Here is a 16,302-nt window from a genome sequence, read left to right on the forward strand (position 1 = left end):
GGATTTAATAATGAAATTAACGCAGACAGAATTACAAAATACAGAGCAGTGGAGCAGCTTAGGCTATGCTCTTCCCCAATTTGACAGGGAAACTGTGACCAAAAATACAAAAGAGGCACCGTTTTGGATTCACTTTGGTGCAGGCAATATTTTCCGTGCCTTTCAGGCAAATGCGGTACAAAACCTTTTAAACAGCAAGGTTTTAGACAAAGGACTTATCGTTGCTGAGGGCTATGACTATGAAATTATTGAGAAGATAAACCATCCGTATGATGATTTAAGTCTCTTAGTTACCTTGAAGGCAGACGGAAGCGTGGAAAAAACTGTAGTAGGAAGTGTTGTGGAATCCCTTACTCTGGATTCCTCCAACGAGACAGCTTATAACAGATTAAAGGAAATTTTCCAAAATCCATCCTTGCAGATGGCTTCCTTTACAATAACCGAAAAGGGTTATAGTCTTGTGGATGGCACAGGAAAAGAGCTTCCTTCTGTAGCCTTAGATATGAAGCAGGGACCAAAGAAGCCTGAGAGCTACATCGGTAAAGTGGCTTCTTTGCTGTACAGCAGATACCAAGAGAGTAAAAAACCGATTGCAATGGTCAGTATGGACAACTGCTCCCACAACGGTGACAAGCTTTATGCGGCAATCAGCGCATTTGCAAAGACATGGGAGGAAAATGGACTGATTGAAGCCGGCTTTAGTGATTATGTAAACAATCCTGACTTTGTCTCCTTCCCTTGTACGATGATTGATAAAATCACACCAAGACCGGATGCCTTTGTCGCTGACATTCTAAAAAAAGACGGTTTAGAGAATTTAGAACCGGTTGTAACCTCCAAAAATACCTACGTGGCACCTTTTGTCAATGCAGAGGAATGTGAATACTTAGTTATTGAAGACTTATTTCCAAACGGCAGACCGGCTCTTGAGAAAGGTGGATTTATCTTTACTACAAGAGATATCGTCGATAAAGTAGAGAGAATGAAGGTATGCACCTGCTTAAATCCGCTTCACACAACACTGGCGGTATTTGGCTGCCTTCTCGATTACGATTTGATATCCAAGGAAATGAAACATCCTGTTTTGAAAAAATTGGTTGAGCTTATTGGCTACAAAGAAGGTCTTCCTGTTGTGGTAAACCCTGGAATTTTAGATCCGAAGGAATTTATTGACACAGTTGTAAATGTAAGAATTCCAAATCCGTTTATGCCTGATACCCCGCAGCGTATTGCAACGGACACCTCACAAAAGCTTGCAATCCGCTTTGGCGAGACAATCAAGGCATACGATGCTTCATCCGACTTAAACGTTTCCGATTTAACATACATTCCGCTTGTATTTGCAGGCTGGCTCCGTTACCTGATGGGAATCGATGATAAGGGCAATGCTTTCACCTTAAGCCCTGATCCGCTTTTAGAGCGTGTGTGCCCATATGTTGCAAATATCAAGCTTGGCTACAGCGTGGATGCTTTAGAAACTCTAGCACCGTTGCTTCATGATGAAACAATCTTTGGCGTAGACTTGTATCAGGTTGGACTTGCAGAGCTTGTGTGTAAGTATTTTAACGAGATGATTGCGGGTGTTGGGGCTGTGGAAGCTACACTTTCGAAGTATGTATAAGAATAAGTCAAGACCACCGGCTTAGCCGGTGGCTTGCTCTGACCCTGTAAGGGTCTATTCCCTGCTTGCGCCCGGAGGCGCCTGATGGTTTTGCCAACCGCACTTCCTTCTCAGGCAGCCCTAAAGGGCCTTTTTTATTGCCTCCTTACTCCTGCAAGCTCCTTGAGCCTTTCATTATAGCTTTATTCCCTAGCTTCCCTTTCAGGGACTACTTCTTGCTTTTTTGTACTGGCTCACCCGTGAACGGGTCTATATATTCATTCAATGTCATTTGATCCGATTCATGATCTTCTTTCAATTGATTTGCAATATATTCTTGTATCTTCTTTGTATTTTTTCCTACCGTATCTACATAATATCCTCTACACCAAAAATGGCGATTTCCATACTTATATTTTAGATTAGCATGTCTTTCAAATATCATCAGTGAACTTTTTCCTTTTAGATATCCCATTATTTCAGACACACTATATTTGGGTGGTATTCTAACTAACATGTGAATATGATCCACACAACATTCTGCTTCCATTATCTCTATTCCTTTACGCTTACATAATGTACTTAATATTTGAGCAATATCTGCTTTAATTTTTCCATATACTATCTGTCTTCTGTATTTTGGTGCAAATACCAAATGATACTTGCATTCCCATTTAGTATGGGCTAAACTATTCATATCCATTTTGGATACCTCCTATGTCTTTTTTGTGGTTGGCTAAACCCGCAATTATTATAACATAGGAGGTTTTTTGCTTGAAGCTAAAGCAAAACCGTGGGACCACCGGCATAGCCGGAGGTTTATTTTTTCTGTTTATACAAATAATAAAAGCTTATTGAAGTTTACTTCAATAAGCTTTTATTTAAAATTGATGCTTAACGTATCTCTTCCACATAATTCACGCCCTCAACATGGCGCATTTCCTCCAGAATTTCCTGATGGCTTATGCGTTTTCCCAAATCAAACTCAATGAGCACAACAAAATCCTCATCCAATATAGCCTTCTGTTTTTTCTTTTCAATGGAGCAAAGCACATAACTATGCTCCTTTAAATAGTTCATCACACTGTCAAAGCCTATCACCTTATTAATCTCTATGTCCATGGTGATAATCGGATTAAAGTCCTCCTGCCGTCTGCTTAAGAAGAGCAGAAGCCGGATTGATATCATAATGAGGATGAAGGCAACCACACCACCATAGATAAAACCTGCGCCGATGGCGATTCCCATCGTGGCGGTTGTCCAGAGGCTTGCAGCGGTTGTTAATCCTTTTACATGATTTTTCCCTGTAACAATGATAGTTCCGACTCCCAGAAAACCGATGCCGCTTATCACCTGTGCTCCCATCCGGGACGGGTCTCCTGTTATCCCTGATGTAATCAGAAGATACTGGTTGGTAATCATCGCAAGGCAGGCTCCAAGACTTACCAGGGCAAAGGTTCTAAGCCCTGCTGCACTTCGCTTCGTCGCCCTCTCCATTCCGATGACACCGCCCAAAATCACGGACAGCACAAGCCTTATGGTAACTGATACCATATTAAATTCTTCTAAGTAATGAAATATTCCGATTAATCCGTTCCACATATAGCCCCTCTTACTTTCAACGAACCTCTTTCAATTTAATGAGCTCTATCTCATTTTGCAGCATTTCCTTGAACACATCCACCAAATTCTGATTTTCCGAATAGAGGCAGGTAGATTCTCCCGCGCTGCCAAGCTCTCCTGTCAGCACCTTGTGTGAGTCGCAAATCAGGCGTATCTGACAGTCAATCTTCTCTTTCAGATAAACAGTCACACCTTCCAATTCAAGCGGTTTATCCACAATCAGTACGACCTTGATGCCCTTATCCGCAAGAAGTTTTAGTTCCTCCACATATTTGCTCAATATATCACTGCTGATTGCCACATAAATTCGGTATTCTGTGTCCGCAATCATGTTGCGCAGCTTATCCAAAATATTTTTGTTTCCCCGAATGGTGATATATCCCTGCGTTTCCTCTCTTCTCTTTGGAAGGCTTTTAATAATCTCCTGCCTCGTCTCCTGAAGATTATGAATAAAATTGCTGCTGAATTCCTCAAAGCTGACCGGTGTATACTTTGTGACACTCTCCTCAATCACATATGCCACACCCTTTTCCACCAGTCCGGCGAGCGCCGTGTATACGTTGGAGCGAGATATCCCCGTCAGCTTCGCAACCTCATAGCCGGTCAGCTCACCGTCAGAATGCAGTGTCATGTAGATTACTGCCTCTTGTCTTGTAAGCCCGTATTGCATCAATTGTTCGATTAATTCCATCGCCCCTTCACCGTCTCTTCTTATTTATTTTCAAACTCGCTAAAATCCAAAGTTGCAAAGTAATCCTCCGGTGTCTCAGCACGGCGAATCAGTTTTGTTGTTCCATCCTCTTTTAACAATATCTCCGCAGAACGAAGCTTTCCATTGTAATTATAGCCCATTGAAAAACCATGCGCCCCTGTATCGTGAATAACCAAATAATCCCCGATATCAATCTTTGGCAATTCACGGTCAATTGCAAACTTATCATTATTTTCACATAAACCGCCTGTCACATCATAAACATGATCATATGGCTCATTTTCCTTGCCAAGCACTGTGATATGGTGATAAGAGCCATACATAGCAGGTCTCATCAGGTTTGCAGCACAAGCGTCCAATCCGATGTACTCCTTGTGAATGTGCTTCTCGTGAATTGCCTGTGTAACAAGGCAGCCATACGGTCCCATCACAAAACGTCCAAGCTCCGTATAAATTGAAACATCTCCCATTCCGGCAGGTACAAGTATCTCCTCAAAGGCTTTTCTCACGCCCTCACCGATTGCCAAAATATCGTTTCCTCTCTGGTCTGGCTTATAAGGGATTCCGACACCGCCAGACAGATTGATAAATGCAATGTGAACGCCAGTCTCTTCCTTTAATTGCACTGCAAGCTGGAATAAAATCTTCGCAAGCTTCGGGTAGTAGTCATCCGTCACCGTGTTGCTCGCAAGAAAGGAATGAATACCGAAATGCTCTACCCCTTTTTCCTTCAGCTTCAAAAATGCCTCTGTCATCTGCGGTCTTGTCAAGCCGTATTTTGCGTCCTTCGGCGTATCCATAATCTGGTTATGAAGAGTAAAGTCGCCTCCCGGATTATAACGACAACTCATTGTCTTTGCAAACGGAGCAATTTTTTCATAAAAATCAATGTGTGTGATATCATCAAAGTTAATGATAGCATCCAGCTTCGCTGCCAGCTCAAAGTCTTCCGCCGGTGTCACATTGGAAGAGAACATAATGTCATCTCCGGTCAAGCCCACCTTCTCTGATAAAACAAGCTCCGTGTAGGAGGAACAGTCTGCGCCGACGCCCTCTTCCTTTAATATCTGCATCAGATACGGATTCGGAGTTGCCTTCACCGCAAAATATTCCTTATATCCTTTGTTCCATGAAAAAGCTTTCTTTAATTTTCTAACATTTTCCCGAATTCCTTTTTCATCATATAAATGAAACGGAGTTGGATATGTCTTTGTCATTTCCTGTACTTGTTCTAAATTTACAAAAGGTTTTTTTTCCATAATATTCTCATTTTTCCTTTCTAATTCCTTATCAGCTCGTTATCAGTAATACTATTTAGGAACACTATATTAAATTTTTATCCGTTTGTCAAGTATATTAGGGAAAAATCCATGTTTGCTATTGCGACTTTTTCTCAAAGTGCAATACTTAAATCAATTCCGGTCATATCATATTTTTGTGTTTTTTATTTATACAAAAAAAGTACTCATTATTCCCCTATTGCACAGAAATCCTAATGTGTTTATAATATATATAATATGAATAGATGTCAAAAGCACCGAAGGTGCAGTTCAGACAAAAAAGATTGGCGGGGAAGCTCGCTTACTCGTCAATCTTTTTTGTCTGAACTCGTGCGAAGCACCTTTTGACTCATACTCAATAATATGAAGTGTAATGAAACAAGGGTGACAGAATAATTTAAGGAAAGGATAATATGCAAACACAGTATCCTTCACCCGTTGTGTTTGCGTCTTTCAACTGTAAGCAGGTTTGCGCTTGAAAGACTTGGTACAAATATATGTATAACATTGATTTTAAAAAGCCGATTAAAATTCATTTTGTCGGCATTGGAGGCATCAGCATGAGCGGCCTTGCGGAGATTCTTTTAAAGGAAGGCTTTACTATATCCGGCTCTGATTCCAAGGAATCTGATTTGACAAAGCATTTGGAAAAGCTTGGTTCTACCGTCTTCATCGGACAGAGAGCCTCAAACATCACAGACGATATCGACCTGGTCGTTTACACGGCGGCTATTAAAGAGGATAACTTAGAATTTCGAGCAGTTATCGAAAAGGGACTGCCAACCCTCTCAAGAGCAGAGCTTTTGGGGCAGATTATGGCAAACTATGAAAATTCAATTGCAGTGGCGGGAACGCACGGAAAAACAACGACAACCTCTATGATATCCCAGATTCTTTTGCAGGCGGAGTCCGACCCGACTATTTCTGTCGGCGGTATTTTAAAGGCAATTGACGGCAATATCCGCGTAGGCAATTCCGAAGTATTCGTGACAGAGGCGTGTGAATACACGAACAGTTTTCTCCATTTTTATCCGAAAATCAGTGTCATTTTAAATATAGAAGAAGACCATATGGATTTCTTTAAAGATATCGAAGATATCCGTTCCTCCTTCAAGCGTTTTGCTAACAATCTTCCATCCAATGGAACATTGGTTATCAACGGAGATATTGAAAACTGGCAAGAGATTGCAGAGGGCTTAAACAGCGAAGTTATCACTTACGGCTCCTCCCCGGAAAATACTTATAGTGCCTCCAATATTGAATTTGATTCTCTGGCACACCCTTCCTTTGATTTGATGAGAAATCAGAAGGTCATCGACCGGATTTCTTTAAATGTACCTGGGCTTCACAACGTGTATAATTCTCTCTCTGCGATTGCGGTAGCACATATCCTCGGAATTTCCGATGGGGAAATCAAGAAAGGAATCATGGCATATTCCGGCACAGACAGGCGCTTTGAATATAAAGGCGAGATTGGCGGCGTCACAATTATCGATGATTATGCCCATCACCCGACGGAAATTGAGGCGACACTAAATGCGGCGAAAAACTATCCTCACAAAACGACATGGTGTGTCTTCCAACCGCATACTTACACAAGAACAAAAGCCTTTTTGGGGGATTTTGCAAAGGCGCTCTCCCTTGCAGACAAGGTTGTGCTAGCCGATATCTATGCCGCAAGAGAAAAAAATACATTGGGAATTTCTTCACAAGATTTGTTGGCAGAGCTGAAAAAAGCGGGCTGCGATGCCTATTATTTCCCTTCTTTTGATGAGATTGAAAATTTTTTATTAGAAAATTGTATGCACGGTGACCTGTTGATAACTATGGGTGCCGGAGACATATTAAAAGTGGGCGAAAACCTCTTAGGACGATAGTTATCCACATTATCCACATGTTTATCAACATTTTTCGTTGATTTCTCATGTGGATTTTTTCGTTAACATAATGTCAATTTCCTGTTTCTACATTTTTTTCTTGTTCTCCTCTTTTTTCGCTACTTTGCAAAATTTTTGTAAAATTTTAGCCTCACCTTATCCACATTATCCACATTGTCCACATTGCAACTTTTCCTTGTAATTCCTAGCGTTTGCGCTAAAATTTGCTGTTCTCATTTTCTAAAACCTATGCTATAATGAGGTCACTTACAAAGGTTTTCATGTGAGATTTAGTAATTGGAGGAATTGGAAATGAACAGTTTAACGCTACGCATAAGGAATAAGACAGGGGCAACTATGGTGTCCAATACATTCATAGATGAATATATGTCTGAGGCAAATGGTGAATTTGTCAAGATATACTTGTACCTTTTAAGATGTGTGAGCCATAACAGACAGGTTTCCATTTCTGTCATTGCAGACAAGTTTAATCATACAGAGAACGATGTGCTGCGTGCCTTGAAGTATTGGGAAAAGATGAAACTTTTAACCCTTACCTATACCAATCATATTCTCACTGAGATTAATTTTACGGACCAGCAGACAGAAGAAGGCAGAGAGGAAGCTGCCGCAGAGGAGGTTGCTCTGACAAGCGACATATCTCCTGCCGTAGATATTCCTGCCGTGAAGCAGTCAAATGGGGCGGAGCGGAAGGTTCCTTCCTACAGCGCGGACCAGATTAAGCATTTTCAGGAAAATGAGGATATTCAGCAGATTCTTTTCCTGACAGAGACGTATCTTGGGAAAACCTTGAGTGTGACAGAGATCAATACACTGCTCTTCTTCTATGATGAACTGCATTTTCCTCTTGATTTGATTGAATATCTGATTGAATACTGTGTTTCCAAGGGAAGCAAGAGTATCCACTATATCAAGAAAACAGCACTCGCATGGGCTGAGGAAGAGATTACAACGGTCAGCCAGGCAAAGGCATCTACAAATCTCTACCACAAGAATTGCTATACTATTTTCAACGCCTTTGGCATTAAGGGTCGAAACCCTGTTGAATTTGAGGTAAATTACATTAACAAGTGGACAAACGAATATGCCTTTACCCTTGATATTATACATAATGCCTGCACCAGAACGCTGAAGCAGACGCACCAGCCAAGCTTTGAGTACGCCGATAAAATATTGACAGATTGGCATAATAAAGGTGTGAAGCACTTGGATGACATTACAGTACTTGACAGTGAGCACAAAAAATCAAAGGCACAATCCTCTGAAAAGCCGCGTGATACAAGTACAGGCAAAAACAAGTTCAATAACTTTAATCAGAGAAACTACGACTACAATGAGCTTGAAAAAGAGCTTTTAAATATTAAATAAGGAGTTTTCCTTTCAACTATTTAGGAGGCTGGCATGGCACTTAAGAATTCTCAGTATGATGCGATTATGCGTCAGTACAACCAGACACAATTTAAAAACAAGCGGCTATGGGACGAGCGTATCAAGGAGGTTTATGCACTTCACCCTGATTTTGAGAACATCGACCATTCCATTTCCTCCCTTTCCGTTGAGCGGGGCAAAAAGCTCATAAACGGCGAAATTGATGCAATCGGCAATCTAAAGGAGCAAATTGCTGATTTGTCAAAGCAGCGCTCCAAGCTTTTGGAGCACTTTGGCTATCCTTCTGATTATCTGGACCCTGTTTATTCCTGTCTGGATTGTCAGGACACCGGCTATATCGGCAATAAAAAATGCCATTGTTTTCAGAAAGCCGCCATTGATATGCTCTACACCTCCTCGAATTTGACAGAGGTATTGAAAGCAGAAAACTTTGAACATTATACCGATCACTATTATTCTGAAGCTTTTACCGATACCGCTACGGGGCTTACTGCTCTCTCTGCGGCCAAACGTGCCTATACAGAGGCAAAAGATTTTGTAGGCACCTTTGATACAGACTTTAGAAATTTGCTTTTATACGGCGATACGGGTGTCGGAAAGACATTTCTCACCAACTGTATTGCAAAGGAGCTGATGGACAGCTCCCATTCTGTTATTTATTTTTCCGCTTTCCAATTATTCGATGCGCTGGCAAAAAGTACCTTTGGCACAGGCGAGGAATATGACGATGCGGTAGAATATATTTTTGACTGTGATTTGCTTATCATTGATGACTTGGGAACGGAGCTTACAAATTCTTTTGTTTCTTCCCAGCTTTTTCTATGTGTAAATGAGAGGCTTCTTCGGAGACGTTCCACCATTATCAGCACGAATCTGCCGCTGAACAGACTTTTGGATACCTATTCCGAGCGTACCTTCTCCAGAATATCCAGTAATTACACAATGATTAAGCTGATTGGCGAGGATATCAGGCTGAAGAAAAAGCGCGGATAGCAAAAGGCTGAATTGTATGAATCTTCATGTTCTTTTTTATGTAATAGTCTTGACTAACGATTATTGAAATGTTATAAATGTAGCTGGTGAACAAAGGCGAAGACGCACAGTCTTCCAAGTACGACGGAGGTAAATGTATAATGTTGCAGCGCGATGCAAAAAATTTTGAAACAATTCCAGTGGGTTCTTTAGGAATCATACCTTTAGAGAGTTGTAAGGATCTCGGAAAAATGGTGGACGACTATTTAATTGGTTGGAGAAATGAGAGAAAGAACGATGAGCATGCTACGCTTGCCTTTTCTGGCTACCAGAGAGATAGCTATATTTTAAAAACAAAGGTTCCCCGTTTTGGCTCAGGTGAGGCAAAGGGTATTATCAATGAGTCTGTCCGGGGAGATGACTTATACATTTTAGTGGATGTGACAAATCACAGCATGACCTATTCCCTAAGCGGACATATCAACCATATGTCACCGGATGACCATTATCAGGACTTAAAGCGTATTATCGCAGCCGTTGGAGGCAAGGCAAGAAGAATTACGGTTATCATGCCTTTCTTATATGAAAGCCGCCAGCACAAGCGCAGCTCAAGAGAGTCTTTGGACTGTGCCATCGCATTGCAGGAGCTTGTCAACATGGGTGTTGACAATATTATTACCTTTGATGCACATGATCCTAGAGTACAGAATGCAATTCCGCTAAATGGTTTTGAGACCGTTCAGCCTGCTTATCAGTTTATCAAAGGGCTTTTAAGAAGCGAGCCGGATTTACAGTTTGACAGCGATCACCTGATGATTATCAGCCCGGATGAGGGTGGAATGAACCGTGCGGTTTATCTTGCCAACGTTCTCGGCGTTGACATGGGAATGTTCTACAAACGCCGCGATTACTCCACAATCGTAAACGGACGCAATCCGATTGTCGCACATGAATTCCTCGGCGCTTCCGTGGAAGGAAAAGACGTAATGATTATCGATGATATGATTTCCTCCGGTGAGAGTATTCTTGATGTTGCTGCCCAGCTAAAGAAGAGAAAGGCACGTAAGATTTTTGCCGCTGCTACCTTTGGATTGTTTACAAATGGTTTTGAAAAATTTGACGAGGCTTACAACGCAGGACTGATTGACCGTGTCCTGACAACGAACCTGATTTATCAGGCGCCGGAGCTGTTGGAAAAACCATATTATGTAAACTGCGATTTGAGTAAGTACATTGCCTTAATTATAGATACGCTGAACCATGATTCCTCTATCAGTGAACTACTGAATCCGGTGGAGAGAATTCATAACGTTGTTTCCGCGTATAAGAAAAATCAAATACAAAAATAAAAAACGGATATGCTTCACAATAAAAAGAATGTGCCATGGCACATTCTTTTTTATATAATTCGAACTTATTCGCTTTTTCATTTGCCAAAATCCATAATCTATGATACAATCTCTTTGTTTATGAGACGGAGGTCATAAATTTCGAAAAGTTAAAAACTTTAGCGCCAAGTACCTGCAAGGAACGGAAAAAGAGGAAGAACTCTTACTTACAGGTTAACGAGGAAAAGAGTAATCGAAAATTCGGCGGATGCTCTTTCGTAGAATCAGCTGCGTATATGGAAACAAAACTGCGGGTAATCGCATCACAAACTTTCTATAACTGATTGACATATGTATTTTTTTGCATATTCTAATAATAATGTACATTGATAACGAAATATAAAGGAGAAATGAAACTATGTGTGGAATTATAGGCTATACAGGGGATAACTATGCCCAAAACATACTTTTGGAAGGACTTAGTCAGCTGGAATACAGAGGCTATGACAGCTCAGGAATCGCGCTATTGACTGACGACAACGAGATTACCGTAAGCAAATGCACCGGAAAAGTTGCTTCCTTAATTGAGCTTTGCGAGAAAGAGAAAAACAACTCCACCTGTGGAATTGGTCATACAAGATGGGCAACCCACGGCGGTGTGACAACAGCAAATGCTCACCCTCATTCCTGCGGAAGGGTATCCCTCATTCACAATGGTATTATTGAAAATTACTATAATTTGATCCAGAAATATGATCTGGCATCAAAGCTTGTATCCGAGACTGATACAGAAGTGGCTGCTGCGTTACTGGATGCGTTATATAACGGCGATCCTTTTGATACAATCAAACGTGCTGTCAAAGAGTTAGAAGGCTCTTTCGCTCTCTGCATTATGTTTTCCGATAAACCGGGCGTTATCTACTCCATCCGCAATGTAAGCCCGCTTGTTGCTACTTTTTGTGAAACAGGCTCTTATATTGCCTCCGATTTGACCGCCCTTATTCCATATTCAAGGGAATATTTTATCGTGCCAGAATACCATATTGTCACTCTCAGCAAAGAGGGTATTGCCCTTCAGGATCTTGACGGCAATGCCGTTTCACCTGAGATGCTCACCGTAACTTGGGATATTGAATCTGCCCAGAAAAACGGTTATCCTTATTTTATGTTAAAAGAAATCATGGAGCAGCCTGTTGCAATTCAAAATACAATTGCGCCTCGTATCAAAAATATGCTTCCTGACTTTACAGAGGACAATATACCGGATTCTCTTTTTGTTAATTTAAACAAAATTAATATTATTGCTTGCGGAACAGCACTTCATTCAGGAATGGTAGCAAAAACCTTGATTGAGCCATTACTCAAGGTTCCGGTTATCGTATCCATTGCATCAGAGTTCCGCTATGAAGAGCCACTCGTTGACGAGAATACATTGGTCATCACAATTTCCCAGTCTGGTGAAACGATTGACACTTTGGAGGCTTTGAGACTCGCAAAAAGCTGTAAAGGAAGAACCATTTCCGTTGTAAACGTAAAAGGCTCCTCCATTGCAAGAGAAAGCGATTATGTATTATATACTCATGCCGGTCCTGAAATCGCGGTAGCAAGCACAAAGGCTTATACCGTTCAGCTTGCTGCGCTGTATCTGCTTGGCTGTAAAGCCGCCCTTATCAACGGAACATACACCGTTGCACAGGCAAATACCTTCATTGAGAATCTGACAAAGGTATCCGGACATATGGAAGAATTGTTAAAGGATACCAAGCATATTCAGGCAATTACGGAGAAACTGACCGAAGCACAGGACGCTTTCTTTATCGGAAGAGGGCTTGATTATACCCTATCCCTTGAGGGAGCATTAAAATTAAAAGAAATTTCTTATATTCACGCGGAAGCCTACGCTGCCGGAGAGTTAAAGCACGGCACCATCGCCCTGATCAGTGAAGGCGTACCGGTGTTTGCACTTGCTACCCAGAAGAAGGTATATGGAAAAGTTATTTCCAATATCCGCGAGGTAAAAGCAAGAGGAGCTTATGTTATTTTGTTAAGCTGTGATGAAAAAATATCTGATTCCTCTGTTTGCGACGTACACATCTCCCTGCCGAAATCAGATGACTTGTTCACTGTTTTTGAATCTGCCGTTATATTGCAGTTAATCGCATATTACACATCAGATGCAAAGGGCTTGGATGTTGATAAGCCACGTAACCTGGCTAAGTCGGTAACCGTAGAATAAGATAGTGTGAGCAAATCTTACACTGTATATATAAGAGCTGTTGTTTTAATAACAACAGCTCTTTTTTTGGGCCCATGTGTTCACTTTGTGTTGGTTTTCTGAAGCTTTCATGGCGTTTGAAATTTGGTATTAACTTCTATTTTTTTATACCGATAAGATTTATGTCGGTAAATCGTTGGACTTATTTTAGAGACGATTTCATGCTTCGACTGACAGAGAAGCATTATGCGTAACAGTTCAGCATGGCTGAACTATCACCAAAATCTTCCGACAGAAACTGTCCACAAAAGAAAGGAAGGATACTAAAATGAAAATTAACAGTACCGAGTACCTAGCTATGCTCGAAGCAGCACGCGCTGCAACAAGCACAACACAGACTACAACCACACAGTCAGTAAGCACTACATCCTCTTCCCAAAGTCTGCTGGATGAGTATATTCCGTCTGACTCAGAGGATGAAATTCTGTATGCAAACTACAACAACATTCTAAGCACCATGACACCGCCTCCGATGCCGCCGGTACCTCCGACAGATACCGAGAGCACAACGGATACGGAGGAAAGTGATGTTACCTCCTCCATTTCAAATGCCGTACAATCCATCATTGATTCTCTGTCTGAATCCCTTCGTGCTAACGAGGACACTGTTCTTAGCACACTGGAAAGCTTAGGGCTTACACCGGAGGATTTGCTTGATTCCGACAATGTAGAACTTGTAGCAAATGCCTTAAACGAAGGTGCCGAGAAGCTTGGACTCCCTACCGTTGATGATTTAGATCAGATTATTGCTGATTTAAAGAGCTCCATAGAAGAAACCGTGAGCGGCTTGGAAAGTGAATATTCTCTGAGTGAGGAAGACCTGGAAGACCTTATCGAGCAGTTAAAGGCAAGAATCTTGGAGCATTTAGGAGAAAGTGATGAAGATATTACCACTCTCTTAAACTCCACTCAAATAGCGGTCGAAGAGTAAGCTTAGAATTAAATTTTTATACTATACAATCAGCCAAGTCCTGTTAATTTAGGGCTTGGCTGATTTATTAAGGTTATAGTTCAGCCGCAGGCTAAACTATAACCTTATATTTTAGTGCTGATTCTCAAAGTAGGAAGCCGGTGGTGCATTCGGCACCTCGTCGACTGTTTCTGTGCTCTCCTCCTGCTCTGTATCGGAGGACGGTGTTTCTGTCGGAGTCTCCGGTGTATCCTCTACCACATCCGTGTTAAAGTCATCTGCGGTCTTTACACCTTTGGTGCTTGAATTATAGTTTCCGTAAGGGGCAAAATCTCTTGCCGCAAGATTACTATGGATGGCTTCCATATAATTGTGCCAGATTCGTCCCGGATAGGTAGAGCCTGTCAAGCCTTCTACCTCCCTTGGCATATCAAAGCCTACCCATACGCTTGTCGTATAGTAGCTGCTGTAGCCTACAAACCAACCATCTTTATAGTCGTTGGTCGTTCCCGTCTTTCCCGCGGTCGGCATATCGCTTAGTGCAAGTGATTTTCCTGTTCCGTCAGTCATAACACTTTTTAATACATCTGTTGTCATTCTGGCGGTATTTTCCTTGTAAATTCGCTTTCCTTCATCATTAGCCTGATAGACAGGCTCATTGTTGGCATCGGTTATCTTGGTGATACAGGTTGGGACGCGGTATATACCGTCATTTTCCAGAGTGGCAAAACCTGCCGCCATCTCCACACTGCTCACGCCTGTCGTGAACCCACCTAGGGCGCTGGCATTTCGATAATCATCCTTCTCTATTTTTGCAAAATTCATTGATTTTAAATAGCTTAATCCTAAAGTCGGGGTAAGCTCATCCAAAAGCTTCCATGCCACCGTGTTAATCGACTTCATAACCGCATAGCGAAGAGTCACACTTCCCGAGTAGCCGCCCCCATAATTTTTCGGTCCATCCTCAATCGGCTCATCTACCAGTATAGAATCCGGTGTGTAGCCCGCTTCAAGTGCCGGGGCATATACAAGCAGAGGCTTTATTGAGCTTCCCGGCTGTCTGAAGCTTTGGTAGGCACGGTTTAGCGTATAGCCCGTTGTGTCCTGGCTTCTTCCGCCGATAATCGCAACCACCTTTCCCGTCTTATTGTCAATACAGGTTGCTGCCGCCTGCATATTGTAAATTCCTTCGTCGTTTACACTCACAAAGGAATACAGCTCATCATCAATCGCACTTTGAAGCTGCTCCTGAAATTCCATATTCATCGAGGTGTAAATCCGGTATCCCCTTGTATAAAGAGAACGCTGGCATTCGTCATACAGTGCATCATATTCCTCCTGATAGGCAGTCTTTTCCGTCTCTGTCTTAAAATAATACTGAAACTCAAAGCCTCTTGCCTCCATCAGCGCCCTCGTCGCACAATAATAAATGTATGTCTCCGCATAATTGTGCTTGATTGCCTGCTCCGTATTTACGTTTAAAACAATTTCCTCCTGTATCGCGCTGTCATAGTCTGCCTGACTGATTTTGCCATCCTCCAGCATCTGATTTAGAATTTTATCCCGCCTCGACAGCGTATTTTCCATATGGTCAATCGGATCAAACACAGTCGGATTGTTTGGAATTGCTGTTAAAAACGCAATCTGTGACAGCGATAAATTTTGTACGTCCGTGCTGAAATATCCCATGCTTGCGGCTTGAATGCCGTAATAACCATTGGAAAAATAAATATTATTTAAATAAAATTCCAGAATCGCAGACTTACTGTATATCTTCTCAAGCTCCAGCGCAATAAAAATCTCCTTCACCTTACGCTCCCAACTCACCTCGTTCGTCAGAAAAATAGTACGGCTCAACTGCTGGGTTATCGTGCTCGCGCCCTGCGTGATGGAGCGGTTTTTCGCAATGGATATGGCAGACCTTATCATCGCCAGATAGTCCACCCCTTTATGATTATAAAACTTTTTGTCCTCTATCGTGATAAAAGCATTCTTTACATAGGTTGGAATTTTCTCCGAGCTCAAATAATAAATCCCCTTATCACCCTTCAGCTTTGCTATTTCATCTCCGTTTGTGTCATAGACAAGGGTGGTCTGGGAAGCCTTAAAATTGTCGATGGTGGAGCCTTTCACAAGGCTTACAGCCTCCTTGTGAAGCTTCAGCACCTCCGGTCCTATACCGGTTGCATATAAAATTCCTGCCGCTCCTGCTCCCGTTATAAAAAATAGAATACTGAGTATAACAAATGTTTTCAGCAGTCTATGTTTTTTCTTTTTCTTTTTTGCCATTTGAAATCGAAACCTCCTTTTAGTCC

General features: G+C 41.8%; 12 protein-coding genes. 7 read left to right on the forward strand and 5 right to left on the reverse strand.

Annotation, left to right across the window (positions count from 1 at the left end; translation table 11 throughout):
• Positions 1–10 precede the first annotated feature (10 nt).
• Entirely contained in the window at positions 11–1,621 is a 1,611-nt protein-coding gene (locus tag CTY48_RS16770) for a mannitol dehydrogenase family protein (protein ID WP_099469595.1), read from the forward strand.
• A gap of 208 nt (positions 1,622–1,829) precedes the next feature.
• Here CTY48_RS16770 and tnpA read toward each other — a convergent pair whose 3' ends face one another.
• The 4 genes from tnpA to CTY48_RS16790 all read right to left on the reverse strand — a co-directional run bounded on the left by tnpA (position 1,830) and on the right by CTY48_RS16790 (position 5,194).
• The gene (tnpA, locus tag CTY48_RS16775) at positions 1,830–2,303 is read right to left on the reverse strand and encodes an IS200/IS605 family transposase (protein ID WP_099466475.1); all 474 of its coding nucleotides are present in this window, start codon (positions 2,301–2,303) and stop codon (positions 1,830–1,832) included.
• A 191-nt stretch (positions 2,304–2,494) separates the two neighbouring features.
• Positions 2,495–3,202, reverse strand: coding sequence for an MgtC/SapB family protein (locus CTY48_RS16780; protein ID WP_099469596.1), 708 nt, complete (start codon positions 3,200–3,202; stop codon positions 2,495–2,497).
• 16 nt (positions 3,203–3,218) lie between these two features.
• A complete protein-coding gene (locus tag CTY48_RS16785) occupies positions 3,219–3,914 on the reverse strand; it encodes a TrmB family transcriptional regulator (RefSeq protein ID WP_099469597.1) in 696 nt (231 codons plus the stop codon).
• A gap of 20 nt (positions 3,915–3,934) precedes the next feature.
• Complete coding sequence (locus tag CTY48_RS16790) at positions 3,935–5,194, reverse strand: diaminopimelate decarboxylase (RefSeq protein ID WP_099469598.1); 1,260 nt, start codon at positions 5,192–5,194, stop codon at positions 3,935–3,937.
• A gap of 518 nt (positions 5,195–5,712) precedes the next feature.
• On the opposite strand from CTY48_RS16790, the gene murC reads away from it, so the two are divergent.
• The 6 genes from murC to CTY48_RS16820 all read left to right on the forward strand — a co-directional run bounded on the left by murC (position 5,713) and on the right by CTY48_RS16820 (position 14,008).
• Positions 5,713–7,092, forward strand: a complete 1,380-nt coding sequence (gene murC / locus CTY48_RS16795; RefSeq protein WP_099469599.1) for a UDP-N-acetylmuramate--L-alanine ligase — start codon at positions 5,713–5,715, stop codon at positions 7,090–7,092.
• A 312-nt stretch (positions 7,093–7,404) separates the two neighbouring features.
• Positions 7,405–8,481, forward strand: coding sequence for a DnaD domain protein (locus CTY48_RS16800; protein WP_099469600.1), 1,077 nt, complete (start codon positions 7,405–7,407; stop codon positions 8,479–8,481).
• A 33-nt stretch (positions 8,482–8,514) separates the two neighbouring features.
• A complete protein-coding gene (locus CTY48_RS16805) occupies positions 8,515–9,495 on the forward strand; it encodes an ATP-binding protein (RefSeq protein WP_099469601.1) in 981 nt (326 codons plus the stop codon).
• Positions 9,496–9,635: 140 nt separating this feature from the next.
• Positions 9,636–10,823 carry a ribose-phosphate pyrophosphokinase gene (locus CTY48_RS16810; RefSeq protein WP_099469602.1) on the forward strand — a complete coding sequence of 396 codons (1,188 nt, stop codon included), beginning with the start codon at positions 9,636–9,638 and terminating at the stop codon, positions 10,821–10,823.
• A gap of 397 nt (positions 10,824–11,220) precedes the next feature.
• On the forward strand, positions 11,221–13,038 hold the full coding sequence (gene glmS, locus CTY48_RS16815) for a glutamine--fructose-6-phosphate transaminase (isomerizing) (protein WP_099469603.1): 1,818 nt from the start codon (positions 11,221–11,223) through the stop codon (positions 13,036–13,038).
• 307 nt (positions 13,039–13,345) lie between these two features.
• Positions 13,346–14,008: a hypothetical protein gene (locus CTY48_RS16820; protein ID WP_099469604.1), complete on the forward strand. Its 663-nt coding sequence runs from the start codon at positions 13,346–13,348 to the stop codon at positions 14,006–14,008.
• Between the two features lie 111 nt (positions 14,009–14,119).
• On the opposite strand, the gene CTY48_RS16825 is transcribed toward CTY48_RS16820, so the two are convergent.
• Positions 14,120–16,276, reverse strand: coding sequence for a transglycosylase domain-containing protein (locus CTY48_RS16825; RefSeq protein ID WP_099469605.1), 2,157 nt, complete (start codon positions 16,274–16,276; stop codon positions 14,120–14,122).
• Between the last annotated feature and the right edge of the window lie 26 nt (positions 16,277–16,302).

This window comes from Konateibacter massiliensis (assembly GCF_900184995.1).
GTDB lineage: Bacteria > Bacillota > Clostridia > Lachnospirales > Lachnospiraceae > Lachnotalea > Lachnotalea massiliensis.

Bases quoted from the DNA above. Each gene is read 5' to 3' on its own strand.
- CTY48_RS16800 (WP_099469600.1), top strand. From the start codon at position 7,405: ATGAACAGTTTAACGCTACGCATAAGGAATAAGACAGGGGCAACTATG.
- CTY48_RS16825 (WP_099469605.1), bottom strand. From the start codon at position 16,276: ATGGCAAAAAAGAAAAAGAAAAAACATAGACTGCTGAAAACATTTGTT.
- CTY48_RS16790 (WP_099469598.1), bottom strand. From the start codon at position 5,194: ATGGAAAAAAAACCTTTTGTAAATTTAGAACAAGTACAGGAAATGACA.
- CTY48_RS16810 (WP_099469602.1), top strand. From the start codon at position 9,636: ATGTTGCAGCGCGATGCAAAAAATTTTGAAACAATTCCAGTGGGTTCT.
- CTY48_RS16780 (WP_099469596.1), bottom strand. From the start codon at position 3,202: ATGTGGAACGGATTAATCGGAATATTTCATTACTTAGAAGAATTTAAT.
- CTY48_RS16820 (WP_099469604.1), top strand. From the start codon at position 13,346: ATGAAAATTAACAGTACCGAGTACCTAGCTATGCTCGAAGCAGCACGC.
- CTY48_RS16770 (WP_099469595.1), top strand. From the start codon at position 11: ATGAAATTAACGCAGACAGAATTACAAAATACAGAGCAGTGGAGCAGC.
- tnpA (WP_099466475.1), bottom strand. From the start codon at position 2,303: ATGGATATGAATAGTTTAGCCCATACTAAATGGGAATGCAAGTATCAT.
- murC (WP_099469599.1), top strand. From the start codon at position 5,713: ATGTATAACATTGATTTTAAAAAGCCGATTAAAATTCATTTTGTCGGC.
- CTY48_RS16785 (WP_099469597.1), bottom strand. From the start codon at position 3,914: ATGGAATTAATCGAACAATTGATGCAATACGGGCTTACAAGACAAGAG.
- glmS (WP_099469603.1), top strand. From the start codon at position 11,221: ATGTGTGGAATTATAGGCTATACAGGGGATAACTATGCCCAAAACATA.
- CTY48_RS16805 (WP_099469601.1), top strand. From the start codon at position 8,515: ATGGCACTTAAGAATTCTCAGTATGATGCGATTATGCGTCAGTACAAC.